We start from the raw sequence: 16961 nt of genomic DNA, 5'->3' as shown, positions 1-16961 counted from the left end.
GGTATTTCTCAGGGTGCGGGCGACAGATCGAAACTGAATGAAGCCCAACTTCCCTGCTCGCTCTCAGCAAACAGCAGGCCGCCATGACGCTCGATCACCGCATAGCTGATCGACAGCCCGAGGCCCAGGCCTTGTCCCACTTCGCGGGTGGTAAAAAATGGCTCGAACACGCGCGCGAGATGCTCCGGCGCGATGCCCGGCCCGTTGTCTTTTACCGTCACATGCAGGCGGTCTTCGGTCCATCTGACGTTGACGTGAATCGCCGGCGCGGGCGTGGCCGCCTTGCGCATCGCCAGCACCGCATTCGACAGCAGGTTGATCAGCACGCCGATGATGGCCGCCTCGTCGCCCTGCACCAGCGTATCCGCGGGCAGCTCGCGCGTGACGGTGACGCCGCGCAATTCATGCCCGACGAGCCGGATCGCCGAATCGAGCGCCTTTTCGAACAGGAACGGCGTGCCCAGCTCCGCCTCGGCGCCGGGCTTGCGATACGCGAACGTCTTCAGGTCCGACACGATGTGCTGGATCCGCTGCATGCCCTGCCGCGCATCGACCAGACATTCCTGCAGCGTCGGCTCCTTCTTCGAGATCGGCTCTTCCAGCGCAACCTCGATTGCCATCAGACAGAAGTTCACCGGGTTGTTCACTTCATGCAGCAGGCCGGCCGCGAGCGTACCGATCGCCGCCATTTTTTCCTGCTGCAGCAGTTGGCCCTTGATGTCGAGCAACTGCCGATTGATCACTTCGAGTTCGGCGTTCTTCGCGGAGACCTCCGCGTTTTTCTCGGACACCTCGGCCTTCAGGCGAAACAGCATGAAGCGCACGCGTTCGTTGAAAAACGTGTAGACGGCGCTTGCGGCAGCGGCGAACAGAAGGAGCAGAACATTGACGGTCATCGTGCCGAGCGGCACGCCGTCATGCGGAGGCAACAGGCAGGCCAGCAGATACAGAAAGCAGGACAGCACGCCGAACACGAGGTTTTGCCACAGACCGAATGGCAACGCAATACCGGACGCAAAGATGGCCAGATTCAGGCCCATGTAGTAGGGCGACAGAACACCATCGGTGCGCCAGATCATCCATGAAATCATCGCCTGCGGCAGCAGCAGCCAGGACAGCGTCAGCCATGGAGTAAGCCGCCGCCCCATGCTGGTGTCGAGCAAGGCGATGATACCGCCGATCATCAACGACACGAGCAGGCGCGCGAGCGCGAACGACGTCTGATACTGCGGATACTGAGCGTAATCCAGCCCCACGCCGAGCAGCACGAGCGCAATCGCTGTGCACGCGCCGCCCCGGCTGAACGTGACGCGAAAGTCGGCCAGCTCGGTTTGATAGCCGCTCTGCAGGGGACTGGTAGTCATGAACAGGGATGTCGACACGGTTTCAGAGGATCGTGGCTTCCGCGAACACATTCACCCCGGTCTCGTCGACGTAGAGCTTCTGGTCAGTGGAGTTGGCGGGAAGCAGCGAGCTCATGCCGCTTTCGTTCCGATAAATCAGATACCACTCGAGCAGATGCTCCATCCCGTACTTCTCCGGATTCGCCGAATGGACGTTGGTGACCAGCAACTGGCCGCCAGCTCGCGTGCGAGCGGCGAAGTAACTCAGGAGACGCGCGCAGACCTTGTCCGACAGATAGTCGAACAGACCCGCGCAGTACACCGCGTCGAATTCGCGCGCGGAGGGGTCCGTTGAAATTTTACGCTTGAGCAGATCGTGCACCGACTGATGCACCATTTGCACCGAGGCTTTATGGCCCGCGGCATTCGCCGAGCTTTCGATCGCGTCTTTCGTAAACGCCAGCGTTTCCTCGCTGAAGTCGACCAGCTCGAAGGACAGCAGCTCCGGATGCGGATATTCGCGCACGAAGCGCTGGATCTCGAAAGCGGGCCCGCAACCGACGTTGAGGATGCGCAACGGCCTGCCGGCAGCGCGCGCCGCTTCGGCCTGACGCGTCAGAAAGTCGATCAGCAGCGTGATGCGGTTGCGGTGCGCAGTCGCGACCGCCGCGTGCAGGAACGCGGTATTGACGATCTGGAAGTATGTGGTCGGTCCCTGCTGCGGATCGCTGAGGATCTGGTTGACCATCTCGTAGTCGCCGGCATAGCCGAGCGGCTTGGTGAACGTGCGGTAGACGAATGGCGCGCGCAGCAGCAACGGATGCAGTGCCGCTTGCGCATACGTGCGATGCACGGGTGCGGTCTCGGCGTCGACGCGCTCGGCCTCTTCCTCCAGGCGGTCGAGGAAGAACTTGATCTTGAGCATGATCGGCGTGGCGAGCTCGTAGAACAGGTCCTCGCGCAGCCTGCCTTCTTCGGTCTTCGGCAAGCTCTCGGTCAGGTCGACCTGCTCGACCCAGCGCGACACTTCCGACAGGAATGCGCGCATCTCGTTCACGACGATCTGATAGTCGCGCCGGATATTGAAGCGCGCGTCCCAGTCACTAATAAAGAGTTCTGCTTCCCGGCCGACCGACTTCGCTTCATTGGGCAGAACGCTAAGCTCGCGCCATTCGTCGATGAGTGCCAGCGAAACCACCGCGGTCAGACCGGTGTTCACCAGACTCACCACCACCGCCTTGCCGAGATAGGCATTCTTGGTGCCCATGCGCACGCTCAGCTCGCTTAACACCTCGCTGACCTGCACGATGGAATAGGGGTTATAGACCTCCATGACCAAGGACTTTCTCTGGAGGTTAATGATCGTCCCACGCACATGCTCGCGCTGCGAGTTGCGGAAGCTGATCACCGGGTCGATTTGCGTTTGAGAGTACACGGTATTAGTACCTGAGGAATCCGGGAACGCAGCAGGGTGTTGGAGAAGTCCAGTGAATGGCTGCCGCACGCACGACACCGGCGACAAGTCGTGGACGCGTTTCAAACCACTTTGAGCTGGAAACACCAAAGCCCTTTGCCAGAATGGCTCCAGCGGCTTGCAGTGTAACATCAACACGTTCAATTCTGACTGAGGTCAAATTCAGGATGAAACGTATATGCAAGGATTTCTTGCGAGCATGTCCGTGCTGTAGAAAGCCGTTTTTGCAAAGAACCATTTGAAACGAGTTGGCGAGCGCGCGGGTGCAATCGCCGACAATTCGTTTCTCGACAACGACTTGCAATCGCATTGCCACGATGGCGGCACGATCCGCTATTGAGGGGGTGCGGTACTTGTGCCTATCTGATCTATGCCCTTTGGATATGCCCCGTGCATTCGCCGAATAAGCTTTTTTGTTTTAACGCAATTCGCGTCCGGCGCGGCAAACGTTTTTCTTTTGGAGTTCGGCGCGAGTACCGTCGACAATCGAGCGGCTCGCGCACTCGTTGACTCATTCGTGCAAGGCCAAACCTTTCACGGCCTTATCGACGGCTTTCTTCGGTCCATGTAGTGCGAGACCGACGAGATCGAGATTCGCCGCGTCCTCGGCGCGAAAGACTGCGCGATTCGCCGCGTCATGCCCCGTCGAAAACATCGCGTGCACATACGGCACGATTCCGAGCTCGCGCGACAGCGCCTGCCGATGCGCGCCCTGCAGACCGAACCGGTCGGCGGCGAACACCATCATCGGCTGGCCGAGCATGCGGCCGTAGCGGTGCCCGGCGGCATCCTCGTAGGGTTCGCCCAGCGCATGGGGCGCCGCGGCCGCGACACCGGTCGCGAGAAACGCGACCACATTGAGCTTCTGCCAGACCGCGAGATCGCTGCGCACGATCAGCGCCACTTTGGTATCGAACATGACGACTCCTCGTTGAGCCGCTCATGATCGACGATGCCGCGCGATCAGTCTGGAACGTTTGTGCACATCTGCCGGTACGCCGCCGGCGTCATGCGGTACGCCCGACGAAACCAGCGGCCGAGATGGCTCTGATCCGCGAAACCGACTTCGGCGGCGACCTGCGCGGGCGTGCGGCCGGTCGCGAGCAGGCGCCGCGCGGCGCGCAGGCGCAAGCGCACCAGATACGCGTGCGGCGAGGTGCCGAATGCGCGCTGAAACAGACGCGTCAACCTGAACCGGTCGATGCCGGCAACTTCGGCGAGTTCGTCGAGCCCGAGATTGCCGTCCATGTGTTCGTGCAACAGATCGCGCACCCGCGTGATCGCAGGTGACGCGGCGGGGTCGCCGGTCAGCGGCGCATCGCGTAGCTGGGCACCGAGTTGCAGCAGCAGACGATCGAGCGTCTGGTCGCGCGCGAGCCGGCCCTCGTTGCCGTGGATCGCGGCGAAGGCCTGGCCGATCGCATCGATGAGCGCACGGTCGTCGACCAGCGTATGGCCGAACGCCGCCTCGACGCCGGCCAGTCCCGGCAGATCGAGCCGCCGCGCCGCGCGCTCGACCCAGGCTTGCGGCAGATACAGCATCGCGTAGGTGAAGCCGGCTGCCTCTGGCGCGTGACCGTCGTGCAGCGCGCCGGGCTCGATCAGGATCGCGCGGCCCGGCACGCTCGTGTGCAACGACCGATGACACTGGAAGCGTTGCACGCCCTGCTCGGTATAGCCGATCAACATGTCGTCATGATCGTGCGGATCGTAGGCGTGGCCGCCGAAATGCGCGCGCAGGCTCTCGATGCCGGTTTCGGCATCGCGGCGGGCGATTAGCCAGTTGGCGGGACTGAGTGGAGTGGGCATGGGTTGGAGCTGGCGGGCAGCGGGCGATGCGGCCAGCGGATAGTGTACGGCAGCGGGGGAATCGCGTCGGGCCAACGACCGTTCCTGTCGACGAAGGCAACCAGCGTCACGGCTTCTTCGAACGCGGAGGCCGTGCGTTGACGAACGGGTTATAGCCGCGCGAACCCGCCGGCCGATCCTGTTCAGTCGCGCGGCGGCGCTTGCTGGATCGTCCGTCGCCCGACAATTGCGCAAGCAGTTCTTGCGATTCGGACTCCGACTCCGCGTCCGTTTCATCCACGGGCGGCGCGGTTTTTTTGCGTCGCGCGGTTTTTGGCTGTGCTGCTTTCTCGTCCGTATCCGGCGCGACGCTCGAGATGTGTTCGATCACAGTCATGAACGATGCCGATGCCGATCGGACAGGTTGTCCCGGCAGCATCGTCAGCGCGACGATTTCGTGCAGTGAACGACCGTCGATGGAGCGGCCCTGCACCGTGTCATGCCAGTCGACATCCGCTTGCGCGAAGGCGCCGATCACACGTTCGAGCACGGCCGGTGACAGGACGCCGCCGTCGTACAACCGGATGACGACGCTTTCGAACATCTGGAGCGGGGCGATGCCCGTTGTTTTCGACGCCACGTTATGTCATCCGGTTGGTTTCTCTTCCAGTATCAGCCAGCAAATCATATGCCGATGTGGCGAGTAACTCATCGTGATCGCCGAATACGGCATGCACCGACGGTTACGCGGTCACGCCGGGCGGCCCGAAAGCGCTGGTGCGATAGCGGGGTCTGTTCGTAGCGAAACCAACGGAACGCCGGGCAAAGACGTAATCGAGCTGGCGATATTGGTCTACGCGAGCAGCAGTAACGCGTCCGCCAGTGACAGCACCGTTGTGCGTGAATCGAATGCGGTAGAAAACAGATGCTCGTGGACCACCTGGTCCGGGTCGTAACAGCAATCCTTCACCGTATACAGGCGGAAGTCCGCGTCGCTGGCGTACGCGACCGAGGAGAGCACGACGCCGGTCGACGCGATGCCGACCATGATCAGCGAATCGATACCTTGCTCCGAAAGCTTCGCCTCCAGATCGGTGCCGAAGAACACGCTCGCACGATGCGCGATCACGAGCGGTTCGTTGGCCTGCTGGCCTAACTCTGGCGCGATCCGGTCTGCGAGGAAGAGGCCAAGACTTTTGATTCCCTGCCCGTTCCTGTTCAACGGGCTGACTTCCGGATAGCCCGGACTGAACCTGAGGTTGGCGAAATAGACGCTGACGCCTTTGGCCCGGGCCGCGTCGCATAAGCTGCGCGTATTGGCGAGCAAGGCGGGCGCGACCGACGGAAAGAGTCCGAGAATGTCGGTCTGGTAGTGCATGACGACAAGCGCGGTTCGCGATGGTGCGATGGCCGGAATCCGTGCACTCGTGCGCGTGACGCCGAGCCCGTCGTTCGCGATGCCGTCAGAACCTGCGTTGGTTGTCATTACGCCACCTTCATCCGGGTTTCACGTCCTGTTGTCGGAGCAGCCGCTTCGATGCCGTGGAAATCATACTTCATCGCATCGCGCGGGCGATCATCGATTCCGCCCGGACGCATACCCCACTTCAACGGCCCTGCCCGCTTGCTACACTATGTACAAAGGTCGCCGGCGCTCCCGCAAGGGTCATGAACCACCTGCGACGCAACTTCGCAAAAAAACAGAGGATGAGCATCGAAATGACGCTTTCGACGAGAAAATTTGGTCGTACCGGCTGGAATGTGTCGGAAATCGGTTTTGGGGCATGGGCGATCGGCGGCTCGTGGGGCAGTGTTGCGGAAGATGACGCCAAGGCCGCGCTGAATGCCGCGCTCGATAACGGTGTCACGTTCATCGACACGGCCGATGTCTACGGCGACGGTCGCTCCGAACGGATCATCCGCGACGTGCTGCGGCAACGAGGCGGCGAACGTCCGATTGTCGCCACCAAGCTCGGGCGCCGACTCGACCCGCATGTGACCAGCGGCTATCTGAACAAGCGCGAGCTCGAAGCTTTCATCGACCGGAGTCGCTCGAATCTCGGCGTCGACACGCTCGACCTGGTCCAGCTGCATTGCCCGCCGACGGAGGTTTACTACCGTCCCGAGGTGTTCGACGCAATGGACGACTTCGTCGCCGCCGGCAAGATCCGCTACTACGGCGTGTCGGTCGAAAAGGTGGAAGAAGCGCTGAAGGCGATCGAATATCCGAACGTGGTTTCGGTGCAGATCATCTACAACATGTTCCGTCAGCGTCCATCCGATCTGTTCTTCAGGCAAGCGCAAAAGAAAGACGTTGCAGTCATCGCCCGAGTGCCTCTGGCCAGCGGCATGCTCACGGGCAAGATGTCCGCGGATTCGACTTTTGCATCAGACGACCATCGTGCATTCAATCGGCATGGCGAGGCGTTCGACGTCGGCGAAACGTTCTCCGGCGTACCCTACGACGTCGCGTTGCAAGCGGTCGATGAACTGCGCGGCCTGGTACCCGTGAACGCCTCCATGGCGCAGCTGGCTCTGCGCTGGATCCTGATGGAGGATGCCGTCTCCGTCATCATTCCGGGCAGTAAAAACGCGGCCCAGGCGGCGTCGAACGTCTCGGCCGCGAGCCTCGCGCCGCTGTCCGACGAGGTAATGCAACGGGTCCGGGATGTGTATCAGCGCCAGATCGCGCCGCACGTCCACCAGCGCTGGTAAAGGCAACGCGGTGGCGGCTTCGCGGTGGGCGCATTCGACATGCAGGGAGCACCCGGAATAAATTGTGTTTGCACCTGGACTCTGGAGAACCTCATGACAGACATCGCACTTGCACGCAAAGATGCTTGCCTCGCAGTGGTTCATGCGGTACTGACGGACTTGAGCGACGACAGCAATCTGATCGGCGCGGCTCTACGTGTTGCGGACTACCTCGTAGATGATCTCGAAGGCAAGATCACCGAGACCGACGCCATACTGCTTGCTGTCACCGCGCTAACCAAGGTCAATCGCGCGATTCGCGAGTGGAACGACGTGGACGGCAACGCGATGGACGCGATGAGAGTCGCGGATTTCGTCATCGATGAACAAATGAACGGGTACGACAGCGCGCCACATCAACCGACTTCGTCGGCGGCAAGAATCGAGGCGCGAGCGGCTGCGGTGATCCGGCCGACGGGGTCCCCGGTGCGGCCTGTTCACCACTGAGTTTCGTATCTCACTCCGGGCGCGCCACCGCCGGCCGTTTCAGCGGCTGGATGGTGGCCATCGCAAGCCCCGCTCCGGCGAACGCACACGCGGCGCAGACGAGCGCGACGGCCCGCAGCGCGTCGGTCATCGCATCGGCTTGCGCGCGCGCCACGGATATCTCGCGCGGCGTATGCGAGTCGCCCGCCGCCCCTCCCGCTTGCTCGACCGGCGCCAGCAATTGTCCGATCTGGCCCGTATCTTGCGGCACATGCAGTTCGTCGAGGCGCGCCGATAGCGCCGCGTGGTGCGACCACACGAATACGATGCCGAGCACCGCAATCGCCAGCAGGCCCGCCACGCGCGCAACGGCGTTATTGATGCCGGACGCCACGCCTGTGCGGTCGCTCGGCACCGCGCCCATCACGGTCGTGGTAAGCGGCGCGACGGTGATCGTCATGCCGAGCCCGAGCACGACGAGCGCAGGGAAGAATTCAGCCCAATAGCTGCCGCGCACGAACGGTAGCCCCAGCAACGTGAACCCGACGCCGGCGACGCCCGGGCCAACGGTCAGCAGCGTGCGCGAACCGAAGCGGCTAGTCAGACCGCCAGTGAAGCGCGAGAGCAAACCGATGATGAAAGGCACCGGCAACAGCGCCGCCCCCGCTTCGGTCGCGGTGTAGCCATGCGCGCGGATCAACGTGAACGGCAGGAAAAAGAACGTGCCGCCAAGGCCGAAGTAAAGCAGCAGTGTGACGAGGTTGGCGCCGGCGAAGTCGCGCGAGCGAAACAGGTCGAGCGGCATCATCGGGTTGGGGCTGCGCGCCTCAATGGTCACGAATGCGGCGAGCATCAGCACGCCGGCGCCAATCGCACAGAATACGAGCGGATGCGCGAAGCCACGCGCCGATGCTTCGGTCAGGCCGAACGTCAGCGCGGCGAGGCCCGTGGCTGCGCTCAGTGCGCCGGGCCAGTCGAGCTGTCCAGGCGCATCGGCCCCGTGGCTGTTGGGCACCGCCGATATGGCGAGCGCGATCGTCAGCGCCGCGAGCGGGACGTTCAGGAAGAAGATCGCGCGCCACGACCACGCGTCGACGAGCCAGCCGCCCGCCACCGGCCCCACGGCCGAGGTGATCGCGCCGACGCCCGCCCAGGTGCCGATTGCCCGTCCGCGCGCTGCGTCGTCGAACACTGCGCCGATGATCGCGAGACTGCTGGGTACCAGCAGTGACGCGCCGATGCCTTGAACCGCGCGCGCGGCGACCAGCGCAAACGTATTCGGTGCAAACCCGCAAGCGGCCGACGCCAGCGTGAAAAGCGCGACGCCCGCGATGAACACCGTGCGCCGGCCGAGCTTGTCGCCCATCGATCCGCCGACCAGCACGAGGGAGCCGAGAAACAGCAGATACGCGTTGACGACCCACTGCATCGCCGCGACGCTCGCGCCGAGTTCGCTCTGAATGGCCGGCAGCGCGACGTTGACGACGGAGCCATCGATGAACGCCATGCTCGAACCACCGATCGTCGCGGCCAGCGCGAGGCGCTTGCGCTGGCACGGGCGGCCGGTCGTGACGGGCTGCGTGCGGATGACGAGCTCGTCGCACGGGCTCGCCTGCGCGGCGATGACGTGCGCCGTCCTCGGCTTGCTACCAGGATGATCAGGGTCGGCCACGTTCGCTCCCGTGCTGGTCGATGAAGACTTAGAGCCTGTTCGTGCCACCAAGGCTAGTCAACCCCGCAGCGCAACATCGCGGAGCGGGTTTTGCCCATTCGGGGTGTCCCGCGCCGCCGGACGGGACGCCAAGGACTTCGCCGGCGAGCGGTTACAGGTGATAATCGGTTGGAAGCAATCGATCTAAAAAAGCGGAGAAGGAATGGACAAGCAAGGTTTCACCACTGGCATCGTTCACGGCGACAGAATTGCGGGCACCGAGCACGGTGCCTTGCGTCAGCCAGTTCATACGTCCGTGCAATATGGTTTCGAGCGCGTCGAGGACCTGATCGGCGTGTTCCAGGGCACGAAGAAAGGCGGCTTCAATTACGCACGGCAGGGCACGCCCACCACCGCCGCGCTCGAGCGCAAGATCACCAGCCTCGAAGAAGGCGTCGGCACGGTCTGCTTCAGCACAGGCATGGCCGGCATCACCGCGACGTTCCTGACGCTGCTGCGCGCGGGCGATCATCTCGTGTCGAGCCGTTACGTGTTCGGCAACACCAACAGTCTGTTCGGCACGTTGCGGGCACTCGGCGTCGAAGTCACGACCGTCGACGCGTGCAACGTCGACGACGTGAAGAACGCAATCCGGCCGAATACGCGCATGGTGTTCGTCGAAACCATCGCGAATCCGGGCACGCAGATTCCCGACCTGCAAGGTATCGGTGACGTGTGCCGTGAGCGCGGCATCGTGTACTTCGTCGATAACACGATTACCTCGCCCGCATTGTTCAAGCCAAAGGCGGTCGGCGCGAGCCTCGTCATCAACTCGCTGACGAAGACTATCGCGGGTCATGGCGCGGCCCTCGGCGGCGCGGTGACGGATACCGGTCTGTTCGACTGGAGCGCGTATCCGAACATCGCCGACGACTATCGGCGTTCGGCGGCAAAGGATCAGGGGCTGCTGCAGATCCGCAAGAAAGGCCTGCGAGACATGGGCGCGGCATTGTCGTCCGAGCAGGCGCACTCGATCGCGATGGGCGCGGAAACGCTCGCCTTGCGCGTGAAGCAAAGCAGCGACAATGCGCTCGCGCTCGCGCAGTTTCTCGAAGGGCACGAAGCGATCGGCAACGTGTTCTATCCTGGCCTGAAGAGCCATCCGCAATACGAGATCGCACAGACGCTGTTCAAGGGCGCGTCGTGGCTGTTGTCGTTCGAATTACTCAACGTGGATCGCATGGTCGAAGTCGTCAACGCGCTCAAGCTGCCGGTCAAGGCGACCGGTCTCGGCGACACGCGCACGCTGATCATTCCCGTCGCGCCGACGATCTTTTTCGAAGCCGGGCCGGAAACGCGCAAGGCGATGGGTATTTCAGACGGCATGCTGCGGCTGTCCGCGGGCATCGAGGATATCGACGACCTGATTGCGGATTTCGCACAGGCGCTCAAGTTCGCGGCGTAGTTTTTCGGGCCTTCGAAATTCTGAGCGAGGCTGGTGCGCCGGCCTCGCTTGTTTAGTTCCTGGCAATGCAATCCGGGCGCCGGGGTATCAGTTGAAGGTCTGGGCTACTTCCTGCGCCGCTGATACATGAGCTTCACGATATCGGTCGTCGGCCCGCTGGTCATGAGGCGACGGATCTCGTCCATGTGAACCCAGCGACACCTGGATATTTCGTTACTCGGGCGAGCTTTGGCCCGATTCGGGATTTCGCAGGAAAACACGTGATGGTGCTTCTGCTTGCCACGGAAGTCGAAGAGATGCTTGGCCGACTTGCCGGATAGTTGAGTTTCTTCCTTGAGTTCCCGAAGTGCGGCGTCCGTGCGATGTTCTCCACGCTTGAGGATCCCGCCCGGTAAAGCCCACTTTGCTTGACTACGTGCGACCAGAAGGATTCGCTTACCTCTGCGACAGATCACGGTGGCGCGTTTCTTCAAACCGGACTCCCACTTATGCCCCAGATGCTCTCAAGACGCGCACCACACGGCGGCGTATCGGGCGTTGCCAGACATAGTTGAGCATCCTAATACAGAACAGCAGAAGCCGGTAATGTTTCGAAGCGAGGACAGCGGACGCGCGGCACCTTAAAGTATGTCATCAACGCGTCACAATCTCGGCGCTCGAGGGTCGCCATGGTAAGGTCTCGGCAAATGGATTTTCTATCCGACTCGAGGCTGCAATGGATATGGATGGTGACTGGTCCTTGCCACGGCCAAACACTCTCTTCAAAGTCAACCGCCGGACGGCCGCTTCATCACTTTCAAAAACGAGTTCCATCGCCAGTACCTTCTCGTCGCTGGCGGCGCCAGTCGTGGCCGAAGCCGTGCAAAGGGCAAGAGAGCTATCCACGCAGAGCGATGCAGAAGGGTTTCATCAGCTTCGCGTGGCTTTCAGAAAGCTTCGGGCTTTGTACTGGGCGTACTCTCCATACCTCGGAGAGGAATCGACCGCGCAAGCCACCGAAGAATTCAAGCGTCTTGCGGCCGTGGCAGGCCGAACCCGTGACTGGGACATAGCAGGCGATCTGCTGAGAGCCGCCAAGGAGTCCGGCGCCTCGATCGAACTGCTGGTGGCCGCGGCGCGCGAGAAGCGCGCGCAGGCGGTGGTGCATAGCCGGACGATGATCAAAAGCGACGATGTCGAGGCGTTTCTGAACGATGTCATGTTTCGCGCGCAAACCACACTGCTGTCGTGTTGCGACAATCTACCCATTCAGGCGTTCGCCGAGAAGCGTGTCCGTCTAGCGCGGCGTGCACTTCAAAAGCGAAGCAGACGCGCTGCACGCAGCGAGGACACCCACGAGCAGGATCTTCACGACGTTCGAAAGGCAGGCAAAAAACTGAGGTACCTGCTGGAGTTTTTTCAACCCGTTATCAAAGGCGGACACGGTCGCACCGTCAAGGAATTGACATCCGTGCAGAACAAGCTGGGGCAGTTCAACGACATTGCCGCAAGCGAGGCGCTGATTCGCAGCGCGTCATTCAATGAGGTTCCGCCCGAGGTCGTGCGCGAATCGCTGCAATGGTTGGGAAAGCAGAAGTCCCAACGGATGCGGGAGGCATCGCGGCGGGTCCGAGGCATCTCTAACTGAGGCGGGCGCGATCTGACTGTGTGGATGCCGAAGTATCACCGGCTTGTCGCGCGGTTGGTAAACGGCTGCGCTCGGCCACGAGGAGCCGCTCACCGGAAGCATCGCCGGGACAGTCAAACGTCAGTGACAATCTGGAAAGCGGAGATCCAATCGGGACACGACGATATGCTCAGGCGCTTTTCTCGGGTGGCGAGCCGTTGGTAACTCGCATGAAAGGACCGCAATCGAAGCCTTCCAGGTTAATTCTTGACAAATCAATCTGCCTACCTACCCTTAGCAGAACTTGGCAACAACTCAATCGCGTGCGCACAACCAGTAAGGCAACGACTGTTCGGGGAGATGCTTTCCAAAGTCAACGTCGATGGGTCGGTCTCCCGAAGTCAAGCTCGCTTGACCTGGCAAACTTCCACCGGCAGGTAACGGAGGGTCGTCGTGGCGTCAAGAACGATTCATCGCGCATCGTTAAGCACGTTGGCCGGCGGCGCGCGCGGTCGATTGACGATTCCGCTGACGACGCGGCACCAGCGACTCAACCCTTTCTGCATCCTCCATGCCATATGGCTCATGGGCCTGTCACCCGTGCCGGCATTTGCGCAGCAGACGGTGACTGAACGGCCCAATCTCTCCGGGAGCGAAACGATCGACACCCCCGCCAACAACGTCCTGTTTGTTGGCACCGATAACACGAGCACCAGCTTCTCCGGCACGATCAACAATGCTGGCGTTGCGAGCGATCCAACGTCGCAACAAGGCCAGTTTGTCAAAACGGGTGGCGGAACACTGACGATCGACGGCGCAAGGATCCGGGGGGCTCCGCATTCGTGATTGGCGGTGGACTGGCGGCGACGAGCAGCGACGCCGCCATCGACTATCTTTCGCTGGGCCTGGGCAATGCCCCAACTCTTCCCGGATCGACGTCGTCTGGCACGTTGAACGTGAGCGGCGGCACGCTCACGTTCAACTCCGCGCTCCAGGTCGGCGACTTCGGCGGCACGGGCACGGTTACGCAGACCGCGGGCAACGTCGTCTTCGGTATGCCGGGCACGCCGGTGTCGCTGAACATCGGCAACCAGGGCGGTACGGGCACCTACAACCTGGCGGGCGGAACGGTCACATTCGGCAACAGCACCACCGACTTCATGACGCTCGGCCGCAATACGCAAGGCAACCCGAGCAGCGGCACGCTCAATCTGAGCGGCGGCACCTTCAACGTGGCTAATGGGACGCTGTTCATCGGCTCGAACGTCGTGTCCTCGGGTAGCCAGGGCACCGGTACGATCAACCAGACCGGCGGTACCCTTGCAATCGGCAGCGCGTCGAGACTGTTCCTCGCGGCGGCCGGCAACGGCACGTATAACCTGTCGGGCGGCACGCTGCAGATTGGGGGAAGTTCGCTGTTCGGCGACTTCAACAATCTGGGTGGCACCTATGCATTCAATCTCGGTGGAGGAACGATACAGGTGGTGGGTTCGGCGCTGAGCGCAGGCGTCAACGCAACGCTGGTCGGAGGCACGACGTCGACCATCGACACCAACGGCATGGGCGCGACATGGTCCGGCGTGCTCTCCGGAAGCGGGGCACTGGCCAAGGCCGGCAACGGCGTGCTCACGCTGACCAATGCGAATACCTATACCGGCACGACGACCATCTCTGCTGGCACGCTGGCGCTGACGGGAAGCGGCAGCATCAATTTGACCAGCGGGATGTTAAACAACGGCACCTTCGATATTTCGGGCGTCACAACCACTCCGATTCCGGGGGTCGCGACGGGCGTCGTGCCGCTGCCGAACCTGTCGGGCAGCGGCACCGTGATCGACGGCACGAACATACTGGTGGTTGGCACCGATAACACGAGCACCAGCTTCTCCGGCACGATCATCAATGCCGGCACGGCGAGCGACGCGCTGCAAGGCATCTTCGTCAAGACTGGCGCAGGGACGTTCACGATCAACGGTGCGCGGATTCAGGGCGGCTCGGCTTTTGTGGTGGGCGGTGGACTAGCGGTCTCCAGCGGCAGCACCGCGATCGACTATCTTTCGCTGGGCCTCGGCAATACCCTCGCGACGCAGGTCCCCGGATCGACGTCGTCTGGCACGTTGAACGTGAGCGGCGGCACGCTCACGTTCAACTCCGCGCTCCAGGTCGGCGACTTCGGCGGCACGGGCACGGTTACGCAGACCGCGGGCAACGTCGTCTTCGGTATGCCGGGCACGCCGGTGTCGCTGAACATCGGCAACCAGGGCGGTACGGGCACCTACAACCTGGCGGGCGGAACGGTCGCATTCGGCAACAGCACCACCGACTTCATGACGCTCGGCCGCAATACGCAAGGCAACCCGAGCAGCGGCACGCTCAACCTGAGCGGCGGCACCTTCAACGTGGCTAATGGGACGCTGTTCATCGGCTCGAACGTCGTGTCCTCGGGTAGCCAGGGCACCGGTACGATCAACCAGACCGGCGGTACCCTTGCGATCGGCAGCGCGTCGAGACTGTTCCTCGCGGCGGCCGGCAACGGCACGTATAACCTGTCGGGCGGCACGCTGCAGATTGGGGGAAGTTCGCTGTTCGGCGACTTCAACAATCTGGGTGGCACCTATGCATTCAATCTCGGTGGAGGAACGATACAGGTGGTGGGTTCGACGCTGAGCGCAGGCGTCAACGCAACGCTGGTCGGAGGCACGACGTCGACCATCGACACCAACGGCATGGGCGCGACTTGGTCCGGCGTGCTCTCCGGAAGCGGGGCACTGGCCAAGGCCGGCAACGGCGTGCTCACGTTATCCGGCCAGAACACCTTTACTGGTCCGACCAACGTTCGCAATGGCGTGCTCAATCTGACCGGCTCGTTGCAGTCGCCGGTCAATGTGGAGGCGAACGGAACCCTGGGCGGTACAGGAACGGACTTGAACACCGTCACCAATGCCGGAACGGTTGAGCCGGGCTTCGGGCTCCCGGCAGGGCAATTCGGTGCGATGACTGTCAAAAATTTCGTGGGTGCCGGCGGCACGCTCGCGCTGCGCACGTTCCTCGGTCTGGATGGCTCGCCGTCGGACAGACTCATCATCAACGGCGGCAGCGCCGACCCGTCAGCCGTACGTATCACGAACGCTGGCGGCTCCGGTGGATTGACGACGGGGAACGGCATTCTCGTCGTCGAGACAACCAACGGTGGCACCACGGCGTCGGACGCCTTTGCGCTCGTCGGCGAGGCGCGCGGTGGCGCCGAAGACTATCGTTTGTTTCGCGGTGGCGTCAACAGCAGCAATCCCGAGGACTGGTTTCTGCGCTCGTCGTTCGTCGTGCCGCCCCCACCAGGGGGAAGCGAAGAGGAACCGGAAACTGGACCTGGCACCGAGCCCCCACCGGATCCGCTGCCGCCAGGCGTCTACCCGATCATCGGGCCGGAACTGGCCACCTATGGCGTAGTTCAACCGGTCGCCAGGCAGATGGGTGTCGAGATGCTCGGGACGCTCCATGAGCGCATCGGCGACACGCTCACGACGGAGAGCGGCGGCGCGGGCGGCTCGGGCTGGGCAAGCTCCGCCTGGGGACGCGTGTTCGGCGGCCACATCGACAACCGCTACGAGTCTTACGCCGATCCGCGCGTGAGCGGCGGAGTCGGAGGCGTGCAGACCGGTCTCGACGTATGGCGTGGAAGCGTCTGGCCCGGTCATCGCGACGCTGCAGGCGTCTACTTTGCATACGGCTACGGCAGTGCAGATGTCGATGGCCTGGTCACCAACGCAGCGGCAACCGGATACACGCTGGAGCACACCGGCTCAATGCATCTGAATGCATATACAGGCGGAGGCTACTGGACGGACTACGGCCCCAGTGGCTGGTATGTCGATGCGGTTGTGCAGGGTACGCACTACGACGGCTCCGCGACCACTCAGTTTGCGAATCTGCCGGTCCGGGGTACGGGCTTCGCGACATCACTCGAGGGGGGCTATCCGATCCCGCTGCCGCTCGGCCCGGGTTTCGAGCTGGAGCCGCAGGCGCAGATCATCTGGCAGCACGTGTCGTTTTCCGACGCGAACGATGGTCTGGGTGAAGTCTCCCTCGGCTCCACTTCGGGCGCGAGTGGCCGTCTCGGCGTGCGCGGGAAGTGGACCATCGAAGGCAGCCAGGGAGCGGTGTGGCAGCCGTATGTGCGTGCCAACCTGTGGCGGGATTTCAATGCCGAGGCCACCACGACCTTCGCCAATGACCGGGTGCCGCTGAATGTGCAGGCCACGCGACTGGAATTCGCCGGCGGTGTCACCGCCAGGCTCAAGGAGCGGCTGAACCTTTACGGACAGTTCGGCTACCAGTTCGCCGTGAGTGGAGACAGCAATGTCCGCCGTAGTGGCGTCGCGGGCGATCTCGGCGTGCGCTACCAATGGTAGGGCCTCTAAAGTGCAAGGTGTCCTGCATCCCGACCTTCCAGGTCG

14 protein-coding genes are annotated in these 16961 nt (G+C 62.6%); 6 read left to right on the top strand and 8 right to left on the bottom strand.

Annotated features, from left to right (window positions below; genetic code table 11):
• Nucleotides 1-8: 8 nt before the first annotated feature.
• The 6 genes from OKW37_RS24375 to OKW37_RS24350 all read right to left on the bottom strand — a co-directional run bounded on the left by OKW37_RS24375 (nt 9) and on the right by OKW37_RS24350 (nt 6091).
• Nucleotides 9-1364: a sensor histidine kinase gene (locus tag OKW37_RS24375; protein WP_184061511.1), complete on the bottom strand. Its 1356-nt coding sequence runs from the start codon at nt 1362-1364 to the stop codon at nt 9-11.
• A 22-nt stretch (nt 1365-1386) separates the two neighbouring features.
• On the bottom strand, nt 1387-2778 hold the full coding sequence (locus tag OKW37_RS24370) for a class I SAM-dependent methyltransferase (protein WP_090807735.1): 1392 nt from the start codon (nt 2776-2778) through the stop codon (nt 1387-1389).
• A gap of 550 nt (nt 2779-3328) precedes the next feature.
• Nucleotides 3329-3736, bottom strand: a complete 408-nt coding sequence (locus OKW37_RS24365) for a DUF2000 family protein (protein ID WP_429404063.1) — start codon at nt 3734-3736, stop codon at nt 3329-3331.
• A 44-nt stretch (nt 3737-3780) separates the two neighbouring features.
• Entirely contained in the window at nt 3781-4626 is an 846-nt protein-coding gene (locus OKW37_RS24360) for a helix-turn-helix domain-containing protein (protein WP_429404061.1), read from the bottom strand.
• Between the two features lie 106 nt (nt 4627-4732).
• Nucleotides 4733-5245 (bottom strand): hypothetical protein, encoded by a 513-nt coding sequence (locus tag OKW37_RS24355; protein WP_429404059.1) that lies wholly within the window; start codon nt 5243-5245, stop codon nt 4733-4735.
• A gap of 213 nt (nt 5246-5458) precedes the next feature.
• Entirely contained in the window at nt 5459-6091 is a 633-nt protein-coding gene (locus OKW37_RS24350; protein WP_429404057.1) for an isochorismatase family cysteine hydrolase, read from the bottom strand.
• A 233-nt stretch (nt 6092-6324) separates the two neighbouring features.
• Between OKW37_RS24350 and OKW37_RS24345 the strand changes: the two genes are divergently transcribed.
• Both OKW37_RS24345 and OKW37_RS24340 read left to right on the top strand, forming a co-directional pair.
• The gene (locus OKW37_RS24345) at nt 6325-7320 is read left to right on the top strand and encodes an aldo/keto reductase (RefSeq protein WP_429404055.1); all 996 of its coding nucleotides are present in this window, start codon (nt 6325-6327) and stop codon (nt 7318-7320) included.
• A gap of 93 nt (nt 7321-7413) precedes the next feature.
• Complete coding sequence (locus OKW37_RS24340) at nt 7414-7806, top strand: hypothetical protein (RefSeq protein ID WP_184005010.1); 393 nt, start codon at nt 7414-7416, stop codon at nt 7804-7806.
• A 10-nt stretch (nt 7807-7816) separates the two neighbouring features.
• Here OKW37_RS24340 and OKW37_RS24335 read toward each other — a convergent pair whose 3' ends face one another.
• Complete coding sequence (locus OKW37_RS24335; RefSeq protein WP_429404052.1) at nt 7817-9457, bottom strand: MFS transporter; 1641 nt, start codon at nt 9455-9457, stop codon at nt 7817-7819.
• 202 nt (nt 9458-9659) lie between these two features.
• On the opposite strand from OKW37_RS24335, the gene OKW37_RS24330 reads away from it, so the two are divergent.
• On the top strand, nt 9660-10901 hold the full coding sequence (locus OKW37_RS24330; protein WP_187614652.1) for a cystathionine gamma-synthase family protein: 1242 nt from the start codon (nt 9660-9662) through the stop codon (nt 10899-10901).
• Between the two features lie 104 nt (nt 10902-11005).
• On the opposite strand, the gene OKW37_RS24325 is transcribed toward OKW37_RS24330, so the two are convergent.
• On the bottom strand, nt 11006-11374 hold the full coding sequence (locus OKW37_RS24325; RefSeq protein ID WP_090807757.1) for an NUDIX hydrolase: 369 nt from the start codon (nt 11372-11374) through the stop codon (nt 11006-11008).
• A gap of 242 nt (nt 11375-11616) precedes the next feature.
• On the opposite strand from OKW37_RS24325, the gene OKW37_RS24320 reads away from it, so the two are divergent.
• From OKW37_RS24320 to OKW37_RS24310, 3 genes are all read left to right on the top strand, one after another.
• Complete coding sequence (locus tag OKW37_RS24320; RefSeq protein ID WP_429404050.1) at nt 11617-12528, top strand: CHAD domain-containing protein; 912 nt, start codon at nt 11617-11619, stop codon at nt 12526-12528.
• A gap of 432 nt (nt 12529-12960) precedes the next feature.
• Entirely contained in the window at nt 12961-13353 is a 393-nt protein-coding gene (locus OKW37_RS24315) for a hypothetical protein (protein WP_429404048.1), read from the top strand.
• Complete coding sequence (locus OKW37_RS24310; protein WP_429404046.1) at nt 13350-16916, top strand: autotransporter outer membrane beta-barrel domain-containing protein; 3567 nt, start codon at nt 13350-13352, stop codon at nt 16914-16916. The genes OKW37_RS24315 and OKW37_RS24310 overlap by 4 nt, the downstream gene beginning before the upstream one ends.
• Nucleotides 16917-16961 lie beyond the last annotated feature (45 nt).

The organism is Paraburkholderia sp. MM5482-R2 (genome assembly GCF_050436125.1).
Classification (GTDB): domain Bacteria; phylum Pseudomonadota; class Gammaproteobacteria; order Burkholderiales; family Burkholderiaceae; genus Paraburkholderia; species Paraburkholderia tuberum.
This window is presented reverse-complemented; position numbering and strand designations above follow the sequence as displayed.

What these genes read in the sequence shown, in the direction of transcription:
- OKW37_RS24375 (WP_184061511.1), bottom strand. Translation starts at nt 1,364, where the DNA reads ATGACTACCAGTCCCCTGCAGAGCGGCTATCAAACCGAGCTGGCCGAC.
- OKW37_RS24365 (WP_429404063.1), bottom strand. Translation starts at nt 3,736, where the DNA reads ATGTTCGATACCAAAGTGGCGCTGATCGTGCGCAGCGATCTCGCGGTC.
- OKW37_RS24360 (WP_429404061.1), bottom strand. Translation starts at nt 4,626, where the DNA reads ATGCCCACTCCACTCAGTCCCGCCAACTGGCTAATCGCCCGCCGCGAT.
- OKW37_RS24350 (WP_429404057.1), bottom strand. Translation starts at nt 6,091, where the DNA reads ATGACAACCAACGCAGGTTCTGACGGCATCGCGAACGACGGGCTCGGC.
- OKW37_RS24345 (WP_429404055.1), top strand. Translation starts at nt 6,325, where the DNA reads ATGACGCTTTCGACGAGAAAATTTGGTCGTACCGGCTGGAATGTGTCG.
- OKW37_RS24340 (WP_184005010.1), top strand. Translation starts at nt 7,414, where the DNA reads ATGACAGACATCGCACTTGCACGCAAAGATGCTTGCCTCGCAGTGGTT.
- OKW37_RS24330 (WP_187614652.1), top strand. Translation starts at nt 9,660, where the DNA reads ATGGACAAGCAAGGTTTCACCACTGGCATCGTTCACGGCGACAGAATT.
- OKW37_RS24320 (WP_429404050.1), top strand. Translation starts at nt 11,617, where the DNA reads ATGGATATGGATGGTGACTGGTCCTTGCCACGGCCAAACACTCTCTTC.